Source organism: Streptomyces sp. NPDC012466 (genome assembly GCF_042955215.1).
In the GTDB taxonomy this organism is placed as follows: domain Bacteria; phylum Actinomycetota; class Actinomycetes; order Streptomycetales; family Streptomycetaceae; genus Streptomyces.
On record NZ_JBIBEQ010000006.1, the window covers coordinates 145,729 to 169,167 of the forward strand.

Annotated in this window: 19 protein-coding genes; 5 read left to right on the plus strand and 14 right to left on the minus strand. The window is 71.4% G+C overall.

Going from position 1 to position 23,439, the window contains the following annotated elements:
* Positions 1-138: 138 nt before the first annotated feature.
* Both ACFY9E_RS22715 and ACFY9E_RS22720 read left to right on the plus strand, forming a co-directional pair.
* Positions 139-786: a hypothetical protein gene (locus ACFY9E_RS22715; protein ID WP_390986949.1), complete on the plus strand. Its 648-nt coding sequence runs from the start codon at positions 139-141 to the stop codon at positions 784-786.
* Entirely contained in the window at positions 786-1,856 is a 1,071-nt protein-coding gene (locus ACFY9E_RS22720; RefSeq protein ID WP_390987606.1) for a hypothetical protein, read from the plus strand. Before ACFY9E_RS22715 ends, ACFY9E_RS22720 begins: the two co-directional genes overlap by 1 nt.
* A gap of 54 nt (positions 1,857-1,910) precedes the next feature.
* On the opposite strand, the gene galK is transcribed toward ACFY9E_RS22720, so the two are convergent.
* From galK to galT, 3 genes are read right to left on the minus strand one after another with little or no spacing between them, the layout of a single operon-like run.
* Positions 1,911-3,065: a galactokinase gene (galK, locus tag ACFY9E_RS22725; protein WP_390986951.1), complete on the minus strand. Its 1,155-nt coding sequence runs from the start codon at positions 3,063-3,065 to the stop codon at positions 1,911-1,913.
* Complete coding sequence (gene galE, locus ACFY9E_RS22730) at positions 3,065-4,033, minus strand: UDP-glucose 4-epimerase GalE (protein ID WP_390986954.1); 969 nt, start codon at positions 4,031-4,033, stop codon at positions 3,065-3,067. The genes galK and galE overlap by 1 nt, the downstream gene beginning before the upstream one ends.
* Entirely contained in the window at positions 4,030-5,091 is a 1,062-nt protein-coding gene (gene galT / locus ACFY9E_RS22735) for a galactose-1-phosphate uridylyltransferase (RefSeq protein ID WP_390986957.1), read from the minus strand. Before galT ends, galE begins: the two co-directional genes overlap by 4 nt.
* 163 nt (positions 5,092-5,254) lie before the next feature.
* Here galT and ACFY9E_RS22740 point away from each other — a divergent pair, with 163 nt between their 5' ends.
* The gene (locus tag ACFY9E_RS22740) at positions 5,255-6,934 is read left to right on the plus strand and encodes a sodium/solute symporter (protein WP_390986959.1); all 1,680 of its coding nucleotides are present in this window, start codon (positions 5,255-5,257) and stop codon (positions 6,932-6,934) included.
* 21 nt (positions 6,935-6,955) lie between these two features.
* Positions 6,956-7,273 carry a hypothetical protein gene (locus ACFY9E_RS22745; RefSeq protein ID WP_390986961.1) on the plus strand — a complete coding sequence of 106 codons (318 nt, stop codon included), beginning with the start codon at positions 6,956-6,958 and terminating at the stop codon, positions 7,271-7,273.
* A 321-nt stretch (positions 7,274-7,594) separates the two neighbouring features.
* Here the strand turns inward: ACFY9E_RS22745 and ACFY9E_RS22750 are convergent, their stop codons facing one another.
* The 11 genes from ACFY9E_RS22750 to rsmI all read right to left on the minus strand — a co-directional run bounded on the left by ACFY9E_RS22750 (position 7,595) and on the right by rsmI (position 21,517).
* On the minus strand, positions 7,595-8,275 hold the full coding sequence (locus ACFY9E_RS22750; protein ID WP_390986964.1) for a LuxR C-terminal-related transcriptional regulator: 681 nt from the start codon (positions 8,273-8,275) through the stop codon (positions 7,595-7,597).
* A 237-nt stretch (positions 8,276-8,512) separates the two neighbouring features.
* Positions 8,513-10,405 carry a PQQ-binding-like beta-propeller repeat protein gene (locus ACFY9E_RS22755; protein ID WP_390986965.1) on the minus strand — a complete coding sequence of 631 codons (1,893 nt, stop codon included), beginning with the start codon at positions 10,403-10,405 and terminating at the stop codon, positions 8,513-8,515.
* 58 nt (positions 10,406-10,463) lie between these two features.
* Complete coding sequence (locus ACFY9E_RS22760) at positions 10,464-12,227, minus strand: PQQ-binding-like beta-propeller repeat protein (protein ID WP_390986967.1); 1,764 nt, start codon at positions 12,225-12,227, stop codon at positions 10,464-10,466.
* Between the two features lie 191 nt (positions 12,228-12,418).
* Positions 12,419-14,227: an ATP-binding cassette domain-containing protein gene (locus tag ACFY9E_RS22765; RefSeq protein ID WP_390986970.1), complete on the minus strand. Its 1,809-nt coding sequence runs from the start codon at positions 14,225-14,227 to the stop codon at positions 12,419-12,421.
* 71 nt (positions 14,228-14,298) lie between these two features.
* The gene (locus ACFY9E_RS22770; RefSeq protein ID WP_390986973.1) at positions 14,299-15,516 is read right to left on the minus strand and encodes a hypothetical protein; all 1,218 of its coding nucleotides are present in this window, start codon (positions 15,514-15,516) and stop codon (positions 14,299-14,301) included.
* A 65-nt stretch (positions 15,517-15,581) separates the two neighbouring features.
* Positions 15,582-16,481, minus strand: coding sequence for a 4-(cytidine 5'-diphospho)-2-C-methyl-D-erythritol kinase (locus ACFY9E_RS22775; protein WP_390986976.1), 900 nt, complete (start codon positions 16,479-16,481; stop codon positions 15,582-15,584).
* Entirely contained in the window at positions 16,478-17,368 is an 891-nt protein-coding gene (gene rsmA / locus ACFY9E_RS22780) for a 16S rRNA (adenine(1518)-N(6)/adenine(1519)-N(6))-dimethyltransferase RsmA (RefSeq protein WP_390986978.1), read from the minus strand. The genes ACFY9E_RS22775 and rsmA overlap by 4 nt, the downstream gene beginning before the upstream one ends.
* A 30-nt stretch (positions 17,369-17,398) precedes the next feature.
* Positions 17,399-18,838, minus strand: a complete 1,440-nt coding sequence (locus tag ACFY9E_RS22785; RefSeq protein ID WP_390986981.1) for a ubiquitin-like domain-containing protein — start codon at positions 18,836-18,838, stop codon at positions 17,399-17,401.
* 119 nt (positions 18,839-18,957) lie between these two features.
* Positions 18,958-19,848 carry a TatD family hydrolase gene (locus ACFY9E_RS22790; protein WP_390986983.1) on the minus strand — a complete coding sequence of 297 codons (891 nt, stop codon included), beginning with the start codon at positions 19,846-19,848 and terminating at the stop codon, positions 18,958-18,960.
* A gap of 79 nt (positions 19,849-19,927) precedes the next feature.
* Positions 19,928-20,356, minus strand: coding sequence for a hypothetical protein (locus ACFY9E_RS22795; RefSeq protein WP_390986986.1), 429 nt, complete (start codon positions 20,354-20,356; stop codon positions 19,928-19,930).
* Positions 20,357-20,668: 312 nt separating this feature from the next.
* On the minus strand, positions 20,669-21,517 hold the full coding sequence (gene rsmI / locus ACFY9E_RS22800) for a 16S rRNA (cytidine(1402)-2'-O)-methyltransferase (protein ID WP_390986989.1): 849 nt from the start codon (positions 21,515-21,517) through the stop codon (positions 20,669-20,671).
* Positions 21,518-21,628: 111 nt separating this feature from the next.
* Between rsmI and ACFY9E_RS22805 the strand changes: the two genes are divergently transcribed.
* On the plus strand, positions 21,629-23,377 hold the full coding sequence (locus tag ACFY9E_RS22805; RefSeq protein WP_390986991.1) for a phospholipid carrier-dependent glycosyltransferase: 1,749 nt from the start codon (positions 21,629-21,631) through the stop codon (positions 23,375-23,377).
* Positions 23,378-23,439: the final 62 nt, after the last annotated feature.

A 23,439-nucleotide genomic window follows, 5' to 3' on the forward strand; every position in this document is an offset into this window, starting at 1 on the left:
CCGGAGACCGGACTTCCCGCCGGCATGAAGCCGGTGCCCGCCATGACGCCGAGTGCGAATGCCGGGTGGACAAAGGACTGAGCGACCTCGGATAACGTGGGTTCGCTTGAGCTAACTTCACCTCAACGGGAGTCCAACGTGAATCGCCCCGCCCGGCTCGCAGCAGCCGTGCTCACCGCAGCCATGGCCGTGTTGACAACCGCATGCGGGTCGGAGGGGGGCGACTCGTCCTCCGACGCGATCAAGGGCGCCGGCAGTAGAGACGGGAAGACGTCGGCCAGCCCTTCGGCCTCGGCCTCGCAGGGCGGTGTCCGGCGACCGGAGATCACGCTCTCCAAGGAGTTCCAGGCGGACTTCGAGAACTGGACGAACAGCGATCCGAAGCTTCAGGCGATCCTGAACGACGGCCGTGAGGAGCTGCGGTCGAAGTACGCGGCAATCATCGAGGCCGACCCGGAGTCGGAGGCGGTCGCGTTCTACAACGCCGAGGCCACCCAGGCGACCGCCCGCAAGTGGATCAGGCAGTTCACGGACGACGACGACACCATCATCGGCAAGGTCAGGGTGTTCGACCCCCAGGTTCAGCTCAGCGACACCGGCTCGGGAGTGCTCTTCTACTGCGTCGACGAGCGTCAGGCGTCCACCAGGAACCGCAAGACCGAGAAGATCGTCAAGACGCCGGACAAGCCCGAGTCGCTGGTCCAGTACCGCCTCCGGCTGGACAAGTCCTCCGCGGGGGTGTGGAGGACGACGTCGCTGACCACTGTCCCGGGGGCGTGCAGCTGATGCGGTTCCCGACGAAGACAGGGGCCGTCCTCGCAGCGTCCGCCTCCGCCCTCGTCCTGTCGTGCACGGCGGCCCACGCCATCGGTGAAGACGGTTCCCAGGCGCCGCCCTCGGGCGGGTCCGGGGGCGCATCCGGCAGCACACTGACGGCATCAGCCGCCACCACGCGCATCAAAGTCACTCAGGAAGGCGGCGGCGCCGGGGGCTCCAAGCAGCCGCTCGCCCCGGTGGATCCCAACTGGGAGCCGCCGGCGTGCTGGTACGAGCCCGTGGCCACGCCCCAGCAGCTCAAGGACGCCGTGGCGCGGCTGAAGAAGAACCCCAACGGCGACCTGGTGCCCGTCACCCCCTCACTCAGCTGGGGCGAGGAGCTCATGGTGGACCACTACGAGAAGGGAAAGGACGACACCGCCGGCGGGTTCAGCTACAAGAACTACAACCTCGGCAAGGACGGCATGTTCTGGCGCGGGGTGATCAACAAGAACCGGGAGAACGACGTCGAGTCGTACGACTGCGAACGCACCCTGTTCTGGCAGGACGTCAACACGCTCCCCGACGACGACCACGCTCCCACCCCCGACGTCCTCGCCGGATACGCGTACGACAAGATCAACGTTCCGCAGACCGAGGTCGAGCTGAGGCCCGCCGCCAGGTCGACCGTGAACCTGCCGACCTGGGCGTGGCTGGACAAGGCGACCTTCAAGGAGGTCAGGGTCCGCGCCGAGCTGGCCGACGCCGGGGTCTGGGCGGAGACCACCGCCAAGCCGGTCGCTCTTCACCTGAACCCCGGCACCGAGGACGCCGAGACCTACCCGGCGTCGGGCGACTGTGCCATCAACGAGGACGGATCCATCGGCGCCCCGTACACCAAGGGCGATGCCGACCGGACTCCGCCGTGTGGCGTCCGGTACCTCCGGGCCACGGACGGCGCCCCCTACCGGCTCAAGGCATCGGTCACCTGGCAGATCTCGTGGGAAGGGTCCGGCGGCGCCCGGGGCGATCTGCCGGACGGGACCTTCGAGACGACTCAGGCGATGGCGGTCCAGGAGATCCAGTCCGTCAACCGCTGACGACGACGAGAGCGGTGCCCCCGGCTGGAGGGGGCACCGCTCTCGGGGGGTGGGTCAGTGCACTCGGCTGGCGCCCGCCGACGGGACCGCTTCGAAGACGCGGGGGGCCGTGAAGCCCGCCGTCGCGAAGGCCTCCGTCACCGCCTTGGTGATGGCGTCGACGTCCGGTTCCTCCGCGAGGACGATCGCCGAGCCGCCGAAGCCGCCGCCCGTCATCCGGGCGCCCAGGGCGCCGGAGGCCAGGGCCGTGTCGACGACCAGGTCGAGTTCGGGGCAGGAGATGCGGAAGTCGTCGCGCAGGGAGGCGTGGCCCTCGATCAGGATCGGGCCGATCGCGCGGGTGTCGCCCGATTCCAGCAGCGACACGACCCGTTCGACGCGCTCGTTCTCCGTGACGATGTGGCGGACCAGGCGGCGGACCTCCTCCTCGTCGCCCAGGCGGTCCAGGGCCGCGTCCAGGCCGTCGTAGGGGACGTCCCGCAGGGCGTCGACGCCCAGCAGGGCCGCGCCCTTCTCGCAGCCGGCGCGGCGCTTGCCGTACTCGCCCTCGCTGTGGGAGTGCTTGACCTGCGTGTCGACGACGAGCAGGCGCATGCCCTCGGCCGCCAGGTCGAAGGGGATCTGGCGCTGGGAGAGGTCGCGGGTGTCGAGGAACAGGGCGTGCCCGGCCTCGCAGCAGGCCGACGCCGTCTGGTCCATGATGCCGACCGGGGCACCGACGTAGACGTTCTCGGCGCGCTGGCACAGGCGGGCCAGCTGCCAGCGCTTCAGGCCCAGTTCGTACAGGTCGTTGAGGGCCAGCGCGACCACGACCTCCAGCGCCGCCGACGACGACAGGCCCGCGCCGGAGGGGACCGTCGAGGCGAGGTGGATGTCGGCGCCGGTGACCGGGTGGCCGGCCTCGCGCAGCGCCCACAGGACACCCGACGGGTACGCCGTCCAGTTCCGGTCCTTTTCCGGCGTCAGCTCGTCGACGCGCAGCTCGACGACCCCGCCCTCGACGTCCGCCGAGTGCAGGCGCAGCACGCCGTCTGCGCGCCGGGAGACGGCCGCGACGGCGGTGTGCGGCAGCGCGAAGGGCATCACGAAGCCGTCGTTGTAGTCGGTGTGCTCACCGATGAGGTTGACGCGGCCCGGGGCCGCCCAGACACCCTCGGGGGCGGCTCCGTACAGCTCTTCGAAACCGTCCCGCACCTGCTGTGCGCCCACTACTGCTCCCTTGAGATGTTCTGTGCGAAGTCCCACGCGTCCGCGACGATTCCCGCGAGGTCCGAGCGGGACGGGTTCCAGCCCAGCTTCTCGCGGGCCGTGGCGGCCGACGCCACCAGGATCGCCGGGTCGCCGCCCCGGCGGGGTGCGACCACTTCCGGGATCGGGTGGCCCGTCACCGTGCGGACCGTTTCGACGACCTCGCGGACCGAGAAGCCGTTGCCGTTGCCGAGGTTGCAGATCAGGTGCTCGCCGGGGGAGGCGGCCCGCAGCGCCAGCAGATGGGCCTCGGCGAGGTCCGCGACATGGATGTAGTCGCGTACGCAGGTGCCGTCCGGCGTCGGGTAGTCGTCGCCGAAGACCGAGATCGCCTCGCGCCTGCCCTGCGCGACCTGGAGGACCAGCGGGATCAGGTGGGACTCGGGGTCGTGGCGCTCGCCGTACGCGCCGTAGGCACCCGCGACGTTGAAGTAGCGCAGCGACACCGCGCCCAGGCCGTGCGCCGCCGCCTCGCCCGTGATCATGTGGTCGACCGCGAGCTTCGAGGCGCCGTACGGGTTGGTCGGGGAGGTGGGTGCCGACTCGACGATCGGGACCTGCTCCGGCTCGCCGTACGTCGCCGCGGTCGAGGAGAACACCAGCGTGCGGACGCCCGCCTCGCGCATCGCGGCCAGCAGCGCCATGGTGCCGCCGACGTTGTTGTCCCAGTACTTCTCCGGCTTCACGACCGACTCGCCGACCTGTGAGGACGCCGCGAAGTGCAGCACGCCGTCGAAGGAGGAGTCCAGCCACTTGGCGGCGTCGCGGATGTCGCCCTCGACGAACGCCGCGCCCGCCGGGACGCCCTCGCGGAAGCCCGTGGAGAGGTTGTCGAGGACGACGACCTCGTGACCGGCCTCCAGCAGGTGCTGCGCGACCACGCTGCCGACGTATCCCGCGCCGCCCGTCACCAGGTACTTCCCGCTCATGAACTCGCTACCTCTCGCAGTCGCTCGGCCGCGCGCTCCGGCGGCACGTCGTTGATGAACACGTTCATGCCGGACTCGGAACCCGCGAGGAACTTCAGCTTGCCGGAAGTGCGGCGGATGGTGAAAAGCTCGAGGTGGAGCGCGAAGTCCTCGCGCACGACCCCGTCGAACTCCTCCAGCGCGCCGAACGGGGCCTGGTGCCAGGCCGCGATGTACGGCGTCGGAGGCTCACTCTCCCCGAAGATCCGGTCGAAGCGCCTCAAGAGTTCCAGATACACCTTGGGGAACTCTGTGCGCGCGCCCTCGTCCAGCCCGAGCAGGTCGGGCACGCGGCGCTTGGGGTAGAGGTGCACCTCGTACGGCCAGTGCGCCGCGTAGGGCACGAAGGCGACCCAGTGGTCACCCTCCAGGACGACCCGCTCGCCGGCGAGTTCACGCTCCAGGACGGCGTCGAAGAGGTTCTCCCCGCCGGTCATCTCCTTGTGGGCCGCGACGGAGCGGAGCATCAGCGCGGTGCGGGGCGTGGTGAAGGGGTAGGCGTAGATCTGCCCGTGGGGGTGCTGGAGGGTGACGCCGATCTCGGCGCCCCGGTTCTCGAAGCAGAACACCTGCTCGACGGAGGGGAGGTGGGACAGCTCCGACGTGCGGTCCGTCCAGGCCTCCAGCACCAGGCCCGCCTGCTCTTCGGTGAGCTCGCCGAAGGACGCGTTGTGGTCGGAGGTGAAGCAGACGACCTCGCAGCGGCCCGCGTCGCCGGCGAGCGAGGGGAAGCGGTTCTCGAAGACGACGACGTCGTAGGAGGAGTCCGGGATCTCGCTCAGGCGGTCGCCCTCGGAGGGGCACAGGGGGCACTCGTCGGCCGGGGGGTGGTAGGTGCGGCCCTGGCGGTGCGAGGCGATGGCGACGGAGTCGCCGAGCAGGGGGTCGCGGCGGATCTCGGACGTGGTGACGGTGGGGTCCAGCGGGCGGCGGTCGGTCGCGTCCCGCACGCTGTCGTCACGCAGGTCGTAGTAGATGAGCTCGCGACCGTCGGCCAGTCGGGTCGAGGTCTTCTTCACGCCGGACTCCTCATCCTTCAAACATAACCCAACATACCTAAACACGACTCACCCCAATCGTCAACATCACAATCAAACAAAGAACATCAGCAGACGTGTTCAATTGCTGAACGCGGAGAAGTGGTTCCGCGAGGTATCGGTTCGCGCGACAAAGCGAGGGCTCATGCAAACCCCCACATACCTGGCAGCGGAGCTGCGACTCCCCACCAACTGGCTGGACTACACGATCCTCGGCCTCTACTTCCTCGTCGTCCTCGGCATCGGCTTCGCCGCCCGCCGCTCGGTGAAGACCAGTCTCGACTTCTTCCTCTCCGGCCGTTCCCTGCCCGCCTGGGTGACCGGCCTGGCGTTCATCGCGGCCAACCTGGGCGCCACCGAGATCCTGGGCATGGCCGCCAACAGCGCCCAGTACGGCGTCTACACCACGCACTGGTACTGGATCGGCGCCATCCCGGCCATGGTCTTCCTCGGCCTGGTGATGATGCCCTTCTACTACGGCTCCAAGGTGCGCTCGGTCCCCGAGTTCCTGCTGCTGCGCTTCGACAAGGCGGCACACCTGCTCAGTTCCGTGCTCTTCGCCTTCGCCGCCATCCTCATCGCCGGCGTCAACCTCTACGCCCTGGCCATCGTCGTCGAGGCGCTGCTGGGCTGGCCGGAGTGGGTGGCGATCGTGGTCGCCGGCTTCTTCGTGCTGGCGTACATCACCCTCGGCGGCCTGTCCTCGGCGATCTACAACGAGGTTCTGCAGTTCTTCGTCATCCTCGCCGCGCTCATCCCGATCACGTTCCTCGGCCTGAAGAAGGTCGGCGGCTGGGACGGCCTGTCGGACTCCCTGACGAAGAGCCGCGGCGCCGACTTCATGACGTCCTGGGGCGGCACGGGCATCGGCAGCGACAACCCGCTCGGCGCGAACTGGCTGACGATCGTCCTGGGCCTCGGCTTCGTGCTCTCCTTCGGCTACTGGACGACGAACTTCGCCGAGGTGCAGCGCGCGCTGTCCGCGAAGAACCTCTCGGCGGCCCAGCGCACCCCGCTGATCGCCGCGTTCCCGAAGATCTTCATCGTGTTCCTGGTGATGATCCCGGGCCTGGTCGCCGCGGTCCTGGTCCCGAAGATCGGCACCCCCGGCTCCGACCTCCAGTACAACGACGCCATCCCCTACCTCATGGAACAGCTGCTGCCCAACGGCGTGCTGGGCATCGCCGTCACCGGCCTGCTCGCGGCGTTCATGGCGGGCATGGCGGCGAACGTGTCGTCCTTCAACACGGTGTTCACGACGGACATCTGGGCCAAGTACGTCGTCAGGGACCGCGAGGACGCGTACTACGTGCGCTTCGGCCGGCTCATCACCGCGATCGGCGTCCTGGCCTCCATCGGCACGGCGTTCCTGGCCCGGTCCTTCTCGAACATCATGGCCTACCTCCAGACGCTGTTCTCCTTCTTCAACGTGCCGATGTTCGTCGTCTTCATCATCGGCATGTTCTGGAAGCGGGCGTCCATGAAATCGGGCTTCTGGGGACTGCTCGCGGGCACCACCGCGGCGATGGTCAACTACTTCGTCCTCTACAAGCGGGACATCATCGACATCCCCTCCGACCAGGGGGCCAACTTCGTCTCGGCGATCGCGGGGTTCGTCGCGGGAGCGGTCGTCATGGTGGCGGTGTCGCTGTTCACCGCGCCGAAGCCCGCCGAGGAGCTCCAGGGGCTGGTCTACGGCACGACCTCGCCCGGCATGTCGGAGCCCCCGGCGCCCGGGGACGAGGCCTGGTACCGCAAGCCGGCGCTGCTCGGCTGGGGCGCGGTCGTCCTGGCCGCCGCCTGCTACATCCCGTTCTCGTTCTGACCGACGGAGGATTGACCGACCATGTCCGATTCCCACTCAGAGAAGGACCTGCAACGGGAGATCACCGAACTGCAGGGCAAGTCGGCGACCGCCGCGCGGCTGTTCGACATCCGGCGGATCATCGGTGGGCTGTTCGTGGTGTACGGCGTGATCGTCACGATCGCCGGGTTCACGGCGTCCGATGCGGACATCGACAAGGCCGAGGGGGTGAACATCAACCTGTGGACGGGCTTGGGGATGCTCGCGCTGGGGTTGTTCTTCCTGGTGTGGCTGAAGCTGAGGCCCGTGGCACCGGCCCCTCCGGGGATTGAGCCGGAGGGGGACGAGCGGGTGAAGTAGCCCGGGGTCCTCAGGTGTTCGGCGTCGGTGTCGAGGTCGGGTGGGTGCGCAACCCGGCGCGACGAGGTGCAGCCGCGCCCACCCGTGCCGCCCCTGGCGGCACATGTGCCCGCCGGCTCAGCGGACGACGACCCGCACCCGCCGGACGGCGCACGGGGAGGTGCCGGGGGGTGTCCGCCCGCAGCGGTTGGCGCGTCGACGCCAGTCAGTCGGTACGACACCCCTTCGCGCCGTTCCGAGGACGGACACCCCCCGGCGCGGCCCCGCCCGGCCTCCCACCGTCAGGCGTGAGCACCCGCACCCCCACCCGGCGTCAGACGGTCACGGCTCCCGCCGTACCGGACCCGCCCGGTCCAGCAACCCCGTCCGGGCTGCCAGGGCCGCTGCCTCCAGGCGGGAGCCGACACCCAGTTTCATCAGGACGCGCTGGACGTGCGTACGGGCCGTGGACGGTGCGATGCCCATGCCCGCCGCGATCAGGCGGGTGTCCTCGCCGTCGGCGACGCGAACCAGCACCTCCACCTCGCGCGGCGTGAGCATCTGGAGCAACCGCTGCCCCTCGTCGTCCGGCTGTGCCGCCGGGTTGAGCAACTCGCTGAACGCCCCTTGCAGCAGCTGCGGCGCCACCGCCGCCTCCCCCGCCCGCGCCTTCATGATCGCCCGCTCGACACCCTCTATGCGTTCATCGTGCCGGACATAGCCGGAGGCTCCCGCCGCGAACGCCGCCGCGATGCCCCGGGGGCTGGGCACCGGCCCGAGCACCAGCACTGCGACCTGGGGCCGCTCCCGCTTGATCCGCACCACCGGGTCGAAGATCCCCGGCTCCGCCGGTGCCGCCGTCCCCAGCAGACACACCTCCGGCGCCCGTGTGATCACCAACTCCGCCGCCCCCGCGGCGGGCGCCGCCGCGGCCAGCACCCGGTGCCCACGCAGCTTCAACGCCGAGGCCAGCGCCTCGGCCAGCAATCGGTGGTCGTCGACCACCATCAGCCGCACTCCCATCGAGCAACCCCCCAGTCACCCCAGCCCCCTATGGAAGCCCCCCGGCTCCCCCGCCTTCATGCCCCCGGAAGCTACACGCTTGTTCGACGTTGCGCTCCCCCTACCCGCGAGAATCGCCCCGGATCGCCGAAATTCCTCTCATTCCAGGTTGACCGCGCCAAACAGATACGGCCCCGCCCCTGAACAGGGACGGGGCCGTACCAGCCACCAGTCGATCAAGAACCGGTCAGTACCCGGTCAGCCCGTTCCGAAGCCGACCGCCAGGTACTCCTTCTCCCTCACCGTCGACCGCTTGCTCGCGTACACCTTGGACATGTAGAGGTGCCCGTCGGCGTACAGGAACTCGGAGTACTCCGGCGACATGCTGGTCTCCACGTCGCGGACGTTGTCCGTCGCGGGGTTCTCCAGCAGCGTCGTCTCCTTGAAGCTGTCCCCGGCGATGCTCACGACCTGCCCGCCCTTGTCGTACGGCGGACGCTTGTACGCGATCAGGTTGCCGCCGTCCATGCGCAGCGGCGAGATCGTGTAGCCGTCGCCCGCGTCGGCCCGCTGCCCGGTCTGCTTGCCGGTGGCGAGGTCGAAGGCGACGATCTCGTTGGTCTGGCTGTACTTGCCGGTGCCGTCGTGCTCCTCGGTCGGCAGGTACAGCCGGTCGTTGCCGACGGCCAGCAGGTTGCAGGCCTCGACGCGGGTGATGCCCTCGCAGCGGGCCGCGAACTGCTCGCCCGGCGCGGAGATGCGCGTGCGCAGCTTGCCGGTCTTGCCGTCGATGGAGAAGAAGTCGGAGATGCCGCTGCCGTCGCCCGCGGAGTCGCCGACGTCGGCGGCCACGACGAGCGGGTTGGTCGACACGATGCTCGCGTACTCGATGCCCTCGGTCATCTTGTACTCCGAGATCACCTTCCCGGACTTCGGGTCGATGGTCTGGATGTGCAGCTGCCGCTGGTCGTACGAGCCGCACTTGCGCACCGCGACCAGCTTCTCGCCGCCGCCGTAGCCGGCGTCGTAGCAGGAGTCGGTCGGCTTCGGGCTCCACAGGAGCTTGCCGGAGACGTCGAAGGCGGCGCCGCCGCTGGTGCTGCCGACGGCGACGGTCTTCCCGCTGAGGGTGATGTTGTCGAAGGTGATCAGCTGGTCACCGGTCTTGACCGTCTTGGTCCACAGCTTCTTGCCGGCATCCAGGTCGATCAGCGCGATCTCGCTGCACCCGTGCGAGGGGTCGGCCTTGGTGGGCATGGCCGGCTGGTAGAGGATCGCCGTCAGGTTGTCGTCGGTGACGTGGCGGGCGGCCTGGCAGACCGGACCGGCCAGCGGGATCTTCCACAGCTCGCCGCCCTTGTCGCGGTCGTAGCCGACGATCTGGGCGATGCCGCTCTTGACGTACGCCTTGTCGGTGAGCCACGAGCCGGAGACGACGACCGTGCTGTCGTTCTTCACCTCGGGCGCAGGGACCTGGAAGAGGACCTTGGCGCTGGGGTCGGACGGCGCCTTCTCCTTGCCGGAGGTGGTGCCGCCGTTGTCGTCGTCCGTGCCGCCGGTGCCGCCGCCGGCGGAGGCGGTGTCGTCCTTCTTGCCGTCGTCCTTGCCGGACGAGGCGTACCAGACACCGCCGCCGATGATCAGGGCGATCGCCACGACCGCGGCGATGATGATCGCCATCTGGGCGTTGAACTTCCCGCCGCCGCCCGGCTGTCCGGCCTGCGGCTGGTGCGGCATGGTCGGCTGCGGATAGCCGTAACCGGGCTGCTGCCCGTATCCCGGCTGGCCGTACCCCGGCTGCCCGTAAGGCGCCTGCTGCGGCTGCCCGTACGGCCCCGGCTGCTGACCGGGGTAGCCGTAGCCGGGCGGGGCCTGCGGAGGCTGGGGCGCGGGAGCACCCTGCGGATAGCCGTACCCCTGCGGAGGCTGGGGCGGCGTCTGCGGGGCGGCCGGCGGAGGCGTCTGCGGGGCGGCCGGCGGAGGCGTCTGCGGAGGCTGCGGCGTCTGGGGGTAGCCGTACCCCGGCTCCGGGGCCTTGCCGAGGTTCGGCCCGGTCGCGGGCGGCGGGGTCTGCGGCGGCTGGTCCTGGGGCGGCCCGAAGCCGCCCCCCTGCGGGGGCTGTTGGGGCGGCGGGGGCGGCGGCTGGGTCATGGCGTGGGTACCTCGGGGAAGGGGACGGGCGACGGGGGGAGTTCGGAAGGAGGAAGAGTCACTTGCCGTAGGCGAGCATCAACTTCTCCTTCGTCTCGTCGTTCCCGCTCAGCCGGGTCGTCGAGATGTAGAAGCGCCCGTCGACCCAGTCGATGTCCTTGGAGAAGAAGCTGTCCTCGATGTCCGCGGCACCCTGCGGGTTCTGCAACAGCCTGGACGGCTTGTGGCTGCCGCCGCCGGTCGGGATGGACACGATCTGCCCGCCCGCGTCGTACGACGGCTCCACGTAGGCGATGAGCTTGCCGCCCTCGGTCTTCACCGGCAGCATCGACTCGTCGGAGGGCGACTTCACGCGCCACTTCTCCTTGCCGGTGGCGAGGTTGACCGCGACGATCTCGTTGGCGCCGGTGGTGGCCTCGGTCGGCAGGTACAGGGTGGAGTCGTCGACGGCGACGCCCTGGCAGCCCGTGAGGTCACGCTCGAGGATCGCCCAGCCGCACTCGGGGGCGAAGTCCTCGTCGAAGCCGACCTGCGAGCGGAACTTGCCGCCGGAGGTGAAGGTGGAGATGTTCCAGGCCTTCTTGTCCTCGTTGGTGCTGTAGACGACGAGGGGGCTGACCGAGTAGGTGCGCGCGACCCGCCAGCCCTTGTCGAACGGCTGGGTCCACCTGGCCTTGCCGGTCTTCGGGTCGAGCTCCTGGACCTCGTCGTGCTCCTTGTCGGTGCCCGCGCCGCAGGAGGAGACGGCGATCAGCTTCTCGCCACCGGCGAACGCGGCGGGGAAGCAGGCGTTGCCGTAGCGCTTCTTGTCGAAGAGCTTGTCGCCGTTGGTGACGTCGTAGGCCGTGCCGGACTGGGAGCGGCCCACCATCAGCGTCTTGCCGGTGATGGACAGTTCGACGGAGAGCGTGGAGTCGAACAGGGCGCCGTCGGCGACCTGCTTCTTCCAGCCCTTCTCGCCGGTGCCGAGGTCGACCTCCTGCAGCTGGTTGCACTTGGCGCGGTCGCTGCTGCCGCTCATGTACGCGACGACGATCTTGTCGTCGGACGTCTTCTGCGGAGTCGTCGCGCAGATCTTCTGCGGGAAGGTGATCGCGTCCCAGGCGGGTTTGCCGTCACCGACGTTGTAGGCGAAGAGCTGCTTGTAGGCGGCCTTCACCGCGGTCTTGCCGGTGATCCACATGCCCGGGGCGTCGGCGCCGGAACCGGGGGCGTCGGGCGCCTCCTTGTACCAGAGGACCTTGGCCTCGCCGGCCTGGCGGCCCTCGTTGAGGTTCTCCGGGTCCTCGCCGCCGTCGCCGCCGCCGTCGCCGGGGTTGACCGGGGCGGAGGAGGCGGGCTTGGCGTCGTCGGTCTTCTGGGCGACCGGCTTCTTCTCACCCTTGCCGTCGTCATCACCGGTGACGGCCCACACGGTGCCGCCGACGACGAGCAGCGCGGCGACGGCCGCGCCGATGATGATGGCCGGCTTGCCCTTGAAGGGGTTGCCCGAGCCGCCTCCGGGCGGGGTGCCGGGCGCACCGGGGTACTGCGGCTGCTGCGGGTAGCCGTAACCGGGCTGGCCGTACGGGCCGGGCTGCTGGCCGTAGGGGCCGGGGTTGTACGGCCCCGGCTGTCCCGGCGGCCCGTAGGGGCCCGGCTGCTGCGGCTGCTGCGGGTAGCCGTATCCCGGCTGCGGCGGGCCCTGCGGGGGCGGCGGCGTCTGGGGCGGGCCCTGGGGCGGCGGCGGAGTCTGCGGTGCCCCGTAACCACCGCCCTGCGGCGGCTGGTTCTGCGGTGCTCCGAAGCCACCGTGCGGCGGCTGACTGGGCGGCTGAGTCATCAGCGGCTCCCCCGTTCGATCACTGATTTTTAGCCACACCCTGAGATACGAAATGGGCTCAGAGTCGCTTCATAAAGTTCTAAGACGACTCTTTGTATCACCAGGTTCCGACAGCGACCGGGCCGTCTCGCCCCCTGTTCCCAAGGGCGGACCGGCCCGTGATGCCGTCGTTATGCGTCTTCACGCACCCTTCACGCGTCCTCGGCGAGTTCCAGCCAGCGCATCTCCAGCTCCTCGCGCTGTCCGGCCAACTCCCGCAGCTCGGCGTCCAGTTCGGCCACCTTCGCGAAGTCCGTGGCGTTTTCGGCGATCCGGGCGTGGAGCTTGGCCTCCTTCTCGGAGACCTTGTCGAGCTGCCGCTCGATCTTCTGGAGCTCCTTCTTCGCGACGCGCTGGTCGGCGGCGCTCTTCTCCGGGGCCGCGGACTGCGCGACGGCGGCGGGGGCCGAGGCGGCCGCGGCCTCCTCCATGCGCCGGCGCCGCTCCAGGTACTCGTCGATGCCGCGCGGCAGCATCCGCAGGGCGCCGTCGCCGAGCAGCGCGAACACCCGGTCGGTGGTGCGCTCGATGAAGAACCGGTCGTGGGAGATGACGATCATCGATCCGGGCCAGCCGTCGAGCACGTCCTCCAGCTGGTTCAGCGTCTCGATGTCGAGGTCGTTGGTGGGCTCGTCGAGGAAGAGCACGTTCGGCTCGTCCATGAGCAGGCGCAGCAGCTGGAGCCGGCGGCGCTCACCGCCGGACAGGTCGCCGACGGGCGTCCACTGCTTCTCCTTGGTGAAGCCGAACGTCTCGCACAGCTGCCCGGCGGTCATCTCGCGCCCCTTGCCGAGGTCGACGCGCTCGCGCACCTGCTGCACCGCCTCCAGTACGCGCGTGGCGGGGTCGAGTTCGGCGACCTCCTGGGAGAGGTAGGCCAGCTTCACCGTCTTGCCGACGCGGACCTGTCCGCCGACGGGCTGGGTTTCGCCACCGGACCTGGCGGCCTCGGCCATGGCGCGCAGCAGGGACGTCTTCCCGGCGCCGTTGACGCCGACCAGGCCGATCCGGTCACCGGGCCCGAGCTGCCAGGTGACGTGCTTGAGGAGGATCTTGGGGCCCGCCTGGACGGTGACGTCCTCCAGGTCGAACACGGTCTTGCCCAGCCGGGTGGAGGCGAACTTCATCAGCTCGCTGCTGTCCCGGGGCGGCGGTACGTCCGCGATGAGCTCGTTGGCGGCCTCGACGCGGAAGCGCGGCTTGGACGTACGGGCGGGCGCCCCGCGGCGCAGCCAGGCCAGCTCCTTGCGGACGAGGTTCTGCCGCTTGGCCTCCTCGGTGGCGGCGATGCGCTCGCGCTCGGCCCGGGCGAAGACGTAGTCGGAGTAGCCGCCCTCGTACTCGTAGACGGCGCCGCGCTGGACGTCCCACATGCGGGTGCACACCTGGTCGAGGAACCACCGGTCGTGGGTCACGCACACCAGCGCCGACCTGCGGTTCTGCAGATGCTTGGCCAGCCAGGCGATGCCCTCGACGTCGAGGTGGTTGGTGGGCTCGTCCAGGACGAGCAGGTCCTGCTCCTCGATGAGGAGCTTGGCCAGCGCGATGCGGCGCCGCTCACCACCGGACAGCGGGCCGATGACGGTGTCCAGCCCCTTGGGGAACCCGGGCAGGTCGAGCCCGCCGAACAGGCCGGTCAGCACGTCCCTGACCTTGGCGTTTCCCGCCCACTCGTGGTCGGCCATGTCGCCGATGACCTCGTGGCGGACGGTGGCCCCGGGGTCGAGGGAGTCGTGCTGGGTGAGCACGCCGAGGCGGAGCCCGCCGGAGTGCGTGACCCGCCCCGTGTCGGCGCTCTCCTGCTTGGCGAGCATGCGGATGAGCGTGGTCTTGCCGTCGCCGTTGCGGCCGACGACACCCACGCGGTCCCCTTCGGAGACGCCGAGGGAAACGCCGTCGAGCAGGGCGCGGGTGCCGTACACCTTGCTGACGTTCTCGACATTGACCAGGTTGACGGCCATTACTCTCCTGCCAAGGGGGATGGATCGACCCTCCAGGGTAGTCGCGCGGCGGGGTGCTCCGGCCGGGCGGTTCACGCGTCGGCCGCGGCCTCCATGCGGCGCTGGTAGCGCCACACGTCCAGCAGCCGCTCGTCGCCGCGCAGTTCCCCGGCCACGGGGCCGATGCGGTGCTCGGCCTCCACGCAGCGCGGGTCGTCGCGCACGGCCAGTCCGGACACGGCGCAGAGGCGGATCGACTGCCGCTCGTCATGGGTGAGCGCGACCAGCGCGTCCCCCACCTCGGGCTCGGGTCCCCGGTGGTGGGCGAGCCAGTGGCACACCGCCCCGCGTACGCCGGGGTCCTCGTCATGGGCCAGGGTCAGCACGGTGGTGAGGCTCTCGGGGCGGTGCACGGTCTCCGGCACCAGTGCGCGCACCCTCGGGTCCGGGTGGGTGAGGTGCGAGAGCCCGACGGCCTCGATCTCCGGGGCGCTGTCGTGGGTCATCGCGTGGAGGAGGACCGCCAGCACCTCCGGATCCTGCTCCTGCTCCGCCCAGGGCACGAGCTCCCGCCCCCGTTCCCAGAACGGGGCGTCGCCCGTGGCGTCTCCGAGGATCAGCGAGAGCAGCAGGTCGGCGGCGAGCAGGCGGTGCAGCCGGTCGGGGTGGTTGAGCAGGTCCCGGCTCCCCTGCCAGGTCTCCTCGTCGGCCCGCCGGCCGAGCGTGGACACCACGTCGCACCACACGACGTGGCCCCGGTCGGGGTGGGCGAGGGCGCGCGCGACCAGTTCGCCGAAGGGGGTGCGGATGCCGTAGCGGGCCTCCGTGGAGGTGAGCACCGCCCGGTGCTCGTCGCGCACGGTCCTCCCGCCGAGCGTGAGCTGCTCGGACCACCAGCCGATCTCGTCGTCCTCGACCCGGACCCGCTCGACGGGCCCGGTGTGGCCGGTGACGCGGCGCAGTTCGGCCTCCGCGCCCGCCTCGGCCCAGCGCCGGACCCGGGCCAGCAGTTCTGCGCGCGCCGGCGCCGGGAGCGGGATCCGGCCGGTGGCGAGCGCGTGGATCAGCAGGTGGGATCCGCCGTCCACCGCCCGCGTCAGCGGGGTGCTCCCGTCGGGCAGTGGGCGCAGGGGGTCGGCGCCGGCCTGGAGCAGGGCCGCGGCGACGGGCAGGTCGTACGCGGCCACGGCCATGCAGAGGACCGGGAGGCCGTCGGTCCCCTCGGGGGTGTCGGGGTCGGCCCCGGACTCCAGCAGCGCCGTGACCTCGTCCACGTCCCCGCGCCGTACGGCCGCGACCAGTTCCCGCACTCCTGTGCCTCCCTCTTGAAACGACGGGGGGAGCCTGGGCGCCCGGCCGCGGCCGGGGCACGTGATCAACGCCCGGCGATCGTCGCCCCGGGCGCCGGGCCCGACGCCGTGCGCACCGTCCGGCACGTCCCGGACGCCAGCAGGGCCTGGGCCACCGTGGCGGCCGACTCGGGGTCGCGGACCAGGAACGCGGTGGTCGGGCCGGAGCCCGAGACGAGTGCGGCCAGGGCGCCGGCGGCCCGGCCCGCGGCCAGGGTGCCGGCGAGTTCGGGGAAGAGGGAGAGGGCGGCGGGCTGAAGGTCGTTGGAGACGGCGGCGGCGAGCGCGTCCGGGTCGCCCTTGGCGAGGGCGGCGAGGAGTTCCTCGCAGGCGACGGGCTCGGGGATGTCCGTTCCTTCGCCGAGCCGGTCGAACTCGCGGAAGACCGCCGGGGTGGACAGACCCCGCCCGGCCATCGCGAACACCCAGTGGAAGGTGCCGCCGACCTCCAGGGGCGTCAGCTGCTCGCCCCGCCCGATCCCGAGGGCCGCCCCGCCGACCAGGCTGAACGGCACATCGCTGCCCAGGTCGGCGCAGATGTCGAGGAGCTCGCCGCGGGAGGCGCCGGTCTGCCACAGCGCGTCGCAGGCCACCAGGGCAGCGGCGCCGTCCGCGCTGCCGCCCGCCATGCCGCCGGCGACGGGGATGTCCTTGGCGATGTGGAGGTGCACGTCGGGACTGCGGCCGTACCGCTCGGCCAGCGCGATCGCCGCGCGCGCCGCCAGGTTCGTGCGGTCCAGGGGGACCTGGTCGGCGTCCGGGCCGTCGCAGGTGACGCGCAGTTCGTCGGCCGGGGTGACGGTGACCTCGTCGTAGAGGCCGACGGCGAGGAAGACGTTGGCCAGGGGGTGGAAGCCGTCGGGGCGGGCGGCGCCGACCGCCAGCTGGACGTTGACCTTGGCGGGGACGCGGACCGTGACGCTCACGCGGGCTCCTTCTCCTCGTGCCGGTTCGCCTTGTGCTCGGCGATCCGCGCGAACTCCTCCACGGTCAGCGACTCGCCCCGGGCCTGCGGCGAGACCCCGGCGGCGACGAGGGCCTCCTCGGCCGCGGCGGCCGATCCGGCCCAGCCGGCGAGCGCGGCCCGCAGCGTCTTGCGGCGCTGGGCGAACGCGGCGTCGACGACGGCGAACACCTCGCGCTTCGAGGCCGTCGTCCTCAGCGGCTCGCTCCGGCGGACCAGGGAGACCAGGCCGCTGTCGACGTTGGGCGCCGGCCAGAACACGTTCCGCCCGATGGCACCGGCGCGCTTGACCTCGGCGTACCAGTTGGCCTTGACCGAGGGGACGCCGTAGACCTTCGAGCCGGGCGGGGCGGCGAGCCGGTCGGCGACCTCCGCCTGGACCATGACGAGGGTGCGCTCGATGCTCGGGAAGGTGTCGAGCATGTGCAGCAGGACCGGGACGGCCACGTTGTAGGGGAGGTTGGCGACCAGCGCGGTCGGGGCGGGGCCCGGCAGCTCGGTGACGTGCATGGCGTCGGAGTGGACCAGGGCGAACCGGTCGGCGCGCTCGGGCATGCGGGCCGTGATGGTCGCGGGCAGCGCGCCGGCGAGCACGTCGTCGATCTCCACCGCCGTGACCCGGTCGGCGGCCTCCAGCAGCGCGAGGGTGAGCGACCCGAGCCCCGGGCCGACCTCGACGACCACGTCGTCGGGGCGGACCTGTGCGGTGCGGACGATACGGCGGACGGTGTTCGCGTCGATCACGAAGTTCTGTCCGCGTTGCTTGGTGGGGCGTACGCCGAGGGCTGCCGCGAGCTCGCGGATGTCGGCGGGGCCCAGAAGGGCGTCGGGGGTGGGGCTGCTGGTCACGGGACAAGGGTACGGGGGCCCGGTCGCCCCTCAGGTTCCCCCTGGTCCGCCCGGTCCGCGCAGCCGCGCCCCGCAGTGCGGCCAGGGACTGGTTCCCTGCCGCACGTACAGCTTCTTCGCCCGGTACGTCTGTTCCGCCGCCGGGGCGTCCTGGGGGCGGCCGCTGCCGCCGAGGGCCTGCCAGGTCCGGGTGTCGAACTGGTAGAGGCCGCCGTAGGTGCCCGAGGAGTCGACCGCGTCCGGGCGTCCGCCCGACTCGCAGGCCGCGAGGCCCTGCCAGTCGAGGTGGTCGGCGCCCTGAACGGACACCGGGCGCGGTTTCGTACCGACCTTCACGATCTGCGGGCGTGGCGCGCGCACCACCTCGGACCTGATCCGACGCGGCTTCTGTCTGACGCCGTTGACCGTGCGCAGGGAGAAGGTGATCCGGCGCAGGCCCGGCTCGCCCGCGCGCTCCACGACCTCCGTGCCGCGGAACAGGGCCGGATCGTCCGTGCGCCGCACCTGGAACGGGATCGGCTCCTCGCGGACCTCCTTGCCGCCGGTGATCCGCAGCACCGTCACGGTCTGCCCGTCACGCGGGAAGCTGCCCTGCGGGACCGAGGTGGTGTCCTGGCCGTGCAGGGTGATCCCGGCCTCCTCGACGGCCTCCCGTACGGTCGCCGCGCTGGTGCGCACCGTGCGGGCGCGGCCGTCCGCCATGATCGTGACCGTGCGCTCGGTCCGCACGTCCAGGGCGAGGCCCTCGCGCCCGATGCGCCTCGAGCGGGGCGTGGAGACGTACGCGCCCTCCTGTCGCACACCGAGCTGCCGCAGCGCCCCTTCCACCGTGTGGGCGGTCGTCCAGACCTCGCGCCGGTGTCCGTCGAGGGTGAGCCGTACCGGACGGGCGTAGTGCACGGCGACCTCGTCGCCGCTGGCGAGCTCCGTGCCGGGCCCAGGTGCCACCACGTCGTGGGCGCCGACTTCGACGCCCTCCTCCGCGAGCAGTTCGGTGACGTCGTCGGCGAAGGTGTGCAGCGTGCGCGTCCTGCCGTCGACGTTCAGCTCGATGGCCTTGTCCTTGGCGACGAACGCCGTGGTGCCACCCGCCAGGAAGGCCACGACCAGCGCCTGCGGGATCAGCCGCCGCATGGGACTGTCCGGGCGCTCGGCGTAGCGGGCTTTGCGCCGGCGCGTGGACCTGCGGTGCGAGCCGGTGCGCGCCGCGGCTCGTGACCCGGCGCGCGCACCCACGCCCCGGCCGGCGGGCCCCGCGGGCTCGCCGGCCGGGGCGCCCTGCCGGGGCAGCCCGGGCAGGGTCGGGGCCTCATAGGCGGGGCGATAGGTGTCCTCGTAGGCGCCGGGCGCCCCGTGGCCGAGGGTCTCGGCGTTGTGCAGGTCAGCCGGCGGCGCGTCGAAACGGCCGTACGCCGGGTCGGCGTAGGCCGGGCCATACGTCTCGTACGTCTCGTACCGCGAGTTGCTCACGCCGACGCGCTCCAGGGGCCGGAGGGGGTCCAGAGGGGTCCGGATCGGGCCCCCAGAACCTAGCGGAGCGGCCGTCACTCTCCAAAGCGACGCGACTACGCACAGTAGTGCGGCCGAGGTCAGTAGCCGAAGGCCCGCGCGGTGTTCGCGCCGAGCGCCGTGGCCAGCGTGTCCTCGTCGACGCCGCGCACCTCCGCCATGGCCCGCACCGTGATCGGCACCAGATAGGGGGCGTTGGGCCGCCCGCGGTAGGGCGCCGGGGTGAGGAAGGGCGCGTCCGTCTCCACGAGGAGGAGCTCCAGCGGGGCCACGGCCACCGCGTCCCGCAGGTTCTGGGCGTTCTTGAAGGTGACGTTGCCGGCGAAGGACATGAAGTAGCCCGCGCTCGCGCAGATCTCGGCCATCTCGGCGTCGCCGGAGTAGCAGTGGAAGACGGTCCGCTCGGGGGCGCCCTCCTCCTTCAGCACGCGCAGGACGTCGGCGTGGGCCTCGCGGTCGTGGATGACCAGGGCCTTGCCGTGCCGCTTGGCGATCTCGATGTGGACGCGGAAGGACCGCTCCTGCGCCTCCTTGCCCTCGGGCCCGGTGCGGAAGTAGTCGAGGCCGGTCTCACCGACGCCCTTGACCTGCTCCAGTGCGGCCAGCCGGTCGATCTCGGCGAGCGCTTCGTCCAGGGCCGCCGGGCCGCCGGGTTCGCGGGCGCCCTGCCGCGACCAGCCGTCGGGGTCGCCGTGCACGATCCGGGGCGCCTCGTTCGGGTGCAGGGCGACCGTGGCGTGGACGGCGGCGTGGGCCGCCGCCGTCTCGGCCGCCCAGCGCGAGCCCTTGAGGTCGCAGCCGACCTGCACGACCGTCGTCACTCCGACCGACGCCGCCTTGGCCAGCGCCTCCTCGACCGTGCCGGACTGCATGTCCAGGTGGGTGTGGGAATCGGCGACCGGCACCCGGAGGGGCTCCGGAAGGGGCGGGGCCGCGTTCTTGTCCTGGCGGCCGGAGGCGTTCGAAGGCATGCCCCGATCCTACGAAAGGGGTACGCCCTCCCCGATGGGGGAGGACCGGGGAGGGCGTCGACAAGGGAAGCCGGACGGGTCAGCTCGCCTTGCGCTGGAAGGGGTGCAACAGGTCGGACAGGTGCCAGTGGTGGGGCTCGCGCTGCTCCTGGCCGGCCTTCGCCCCGGCCTCGGCGCCCGCGGTGGGCGCCTCCGCGGGCCCGGCGGGCGGCGGTACACGGGACGGCTGGTGCGCCGCGTCGCGCGCCGACGCGACCCGCCCGGGCCGCATGATCCGCACGACGTGGCTGTCGCAGTGGTGACATTCGGGCTTGCTCAACGGGGAGGGCACCACCTTGCCGTCGGCCACGTAGAGGACGAACTCGTGACCCGCGGCGTCCGTGTGGTGCTCTATCTCGTAGGACTGCTCCCAGCCGTGCCCGCACCGCATGCAGGCGAAGGAGTAGGACTCGTTGACGACTGCGGTCGCACCGGCGCGGAGCCCGGTCTGCCCTGCGATCTCACTCATGCCAGCTCCTGTTGGTCCGCTGTGGCGTGAGGGCGATGCCGCCCCCGCAACCCAGTGGACTCCCCGGCCGGACCGATGGCAGCAGACCTGTCGACTGTTGGCCCCGATTTGGGCGTCCCTTGCCCCTGCGCCCCTTCTGCTTTGCCCACCCATGGGGCGCACGCTCAAACGAAAAGCGCCCTGCTCAGAGGGGGTTCAGCGCCCCTGTCGAGGGCGCGGGGCCACATCGACGTGCGGCTCCGCCGTGCGGGCGCGCTCAACCCGCACCACACGCACCCCGCGAGCCACTCCGGCCCTCACCCCTGACCCGGCTCACCCACCGGCGTTCTTCACGGCGACCACCGCGTCGAAGACGACCCTCTTCGGCACCCCCGCCTCCACCGCCACCGCGGCGATGGCCTCCTTGCGCCGCTCCCCCGCTTCCTCCCGCACCCGGACCCGCCGCACCAGTTCCTCGGGCCCGACCTCCTCGGGCCCCTTCTGCGGCGCCCCCTCGACCACCACGGTGATCTCGCCGCGCACCCCCTCCGCGGCCCACGCGGCCAGCTCCCCGAGCCCGCCCCGCCGTACCTCCTCGTACGTCTTGGTCAGCTCCCGGCACACCGCCGCCCGCCGCTCGGCGCCGAACACCTCGGCCATGGCCGACAGCGTGTCGTCGAGCCGGTGCGGGGCCTCGAAGTAGACGAGCGTCCGCCGCTCGTCGGCGACCTCCCGCAGCCGCCCCAGCCGTTCCCCTGCCTTGCGCGGCAGGAACCCCTCGAAGCAGAACCGGTCGACGGGCAGCCCGGACAGCGCGAGCGCGGTGAGCACCGCGGACGGCCCGGGCACGGCGGTGACCCGCACCTCCCTCTCGACCGCGGCGGCGACCAGCCGGTACCCCGGGTCGGACACCGACGGCATCCCCGCGTCGGTCACCAGCAGCACCCGCGCCCCGCCCACCAGCTCCTCGACCAGCTCCGGCGTGCGGGCGGACTCGTTGCCCTCGAAGTACGACACCACCCGCCCCCTGGGTGTGACGCCGAGGGCCTGGGTCAGCCGGCGCAGCCGCCGTGTGTCCTCGGCGGCGACGACATCGGCTCCGGCCAGTTCCTCGGCGAGCCGGGGCGGGGCGTCCGCGATGTCGCCGATGGGGGTGCCTGCGAGTACGAGGGTTCCGATCACGCTCCCATCCTCCCAGGGCGGGCGGCCCCGGACTCCTCCCAGGGGCGGAGGATGCGGACGCATACCGGCCATGCACGGGACTCACACAGAACGGTTCCCTACGATGGCGCGGTGACCAGTACCGCGTCCTCCACGGACACCCGGCAGGGCCAGGCGCCGCTCGAGCAGCGGACGTCCTGGCAGCAGCGGCTGCGCCGCTTCGGCTACCAGGGCCGGCCCAGAAGCGACGCCGACGACGTCCGGGAGCGCCTGGTGCCGCCGTACACCGAGCCCGGCCCCCGGTTGTGGGCGGCGCTCGGCGTCCCGCCCGCGCTCGCGGGACGGCTGGTGCGCTGGTCGGGCTGGATCGGCCCGCTGCTCGTGACGCTGCTGGCGGGTGTGCTGCGGTTCTGGAACCTGGGCAACCCCAGGGCGGTGATATTCGACGAGACGTACTACGCCAAGGACGCGTGGGGTCTCGTCCACCGCGGGTTCGAGGTCAGCTGGGACAAGAACGCCAACGACCTGGTCCTGTCGTCGGGCTCGCACGTGACCATCCCGACGGACGCGGCGTACGTGGTGCACCCGCCGGTCGGCAAGTACGTCATCGGGCTCGGCGAGCTGATGTTCGGGTTCGACCCGTTCGGCTGGCGGTTCATGACGGCGCTGCTCGGCACGCTGTCCGTGCTGCTGCTGTGCCGGATCGGCCGCCGCCTGTTCCGCTCCACCTTCCTGGGGTGTCTCGCGGGTGCGCTGATGGCGGTGGACGGCCTGCACTTCGTGATGAGCCGCACGGCCCTGCTCGACGGCGTGCTGATGTTCTTCGTGCTGGCCGCGTTCGGCTGTCTGCTGGTCGACCGGGACAAGGCCCGCGCGAGACTCGCCGCCGCGCTGCCGGTGGACGAGGACGGCCGGGCCCGGCCCGACCGGCACACGGCCGAGACCACCCGCCTGGGCCTGCGCCCCTGGCGCTGGGCGGCCGGCCTGATGCTGGGCCTGGCCATCGGCACGAAGTGGAACGGCCTGTACATCCTGGCCGCGTTCTGCCTGATGGCGGTGTTGTGGGACGTCGGCTCGCGCCGCGTCGCCGGTGCCCGCTACCCGTACACGGCGGTCCTCAAGCGCGACACGGGCCTGGCGTTCCTGGCCACGGTCCCGGTGGCCCTGGTCACCTACGTCCTGTCCTGGACCGGCTGGATCCTCTCCGCCACCGACGGCAAGGGCGGCTACTTCCGCAACTGGGCCGCGACCGACGGCCAGGGCGGCAGCTGGACCTTCCTGCCCGACTGGCTGCGCAGCCTGTGGCACTACGAGCACCAGGTGTACGAGTTCCACGTCGGGCTGTCCTCGCCGCACACGTACCAGTCCAACCCGTGGAGCTGGCTCGTCCTCGGCCGCCCGGTGTCGTACTTCTACGAGTCCCCGGCGCCCGGCAAGGACGGCTGCCCGGCCGACGCGGGCGAGAAGTGCGCCCGCGAGGTCCTCGCCCTCGGTACTCCGCTGCTGTGGTGGGTCGCCTGTTTCGCGGTGCTGTACGTCCTGTGGCGCTGGTTCTTCCGCCGCGACTGGCGCGCGGGCGCCATCGCCTGCGGCATCGCGGCCGGCTACCTGCCCTGGTTCATGTACCAGGAACGCACGATCTTCTTCTTCTACGCCGTCGTCTTTCTGCCGTTCCTGTGCCTGGCGGTGGCGATGCTCCTCGGCGCGATCATCGGCCCGCCCCGCTCCACCGACACCCGCCGCGTCGCGGGCGCCACGGCCGCGGGCGTCCTGGTCCTCCTGATCACCTGGAACTTCATCTATTTCTGGCCGCTGTACACGGGCCAGGCCATCCCGATCGACGACTGGCGGTCGCGGATGTGGCTGGACACCTGGGTCTGATCCACGTTCGGTCAAAAATCGAAACTCCCCCGCCGTTGGTAACCGCCTGCACGTAGAGTGCT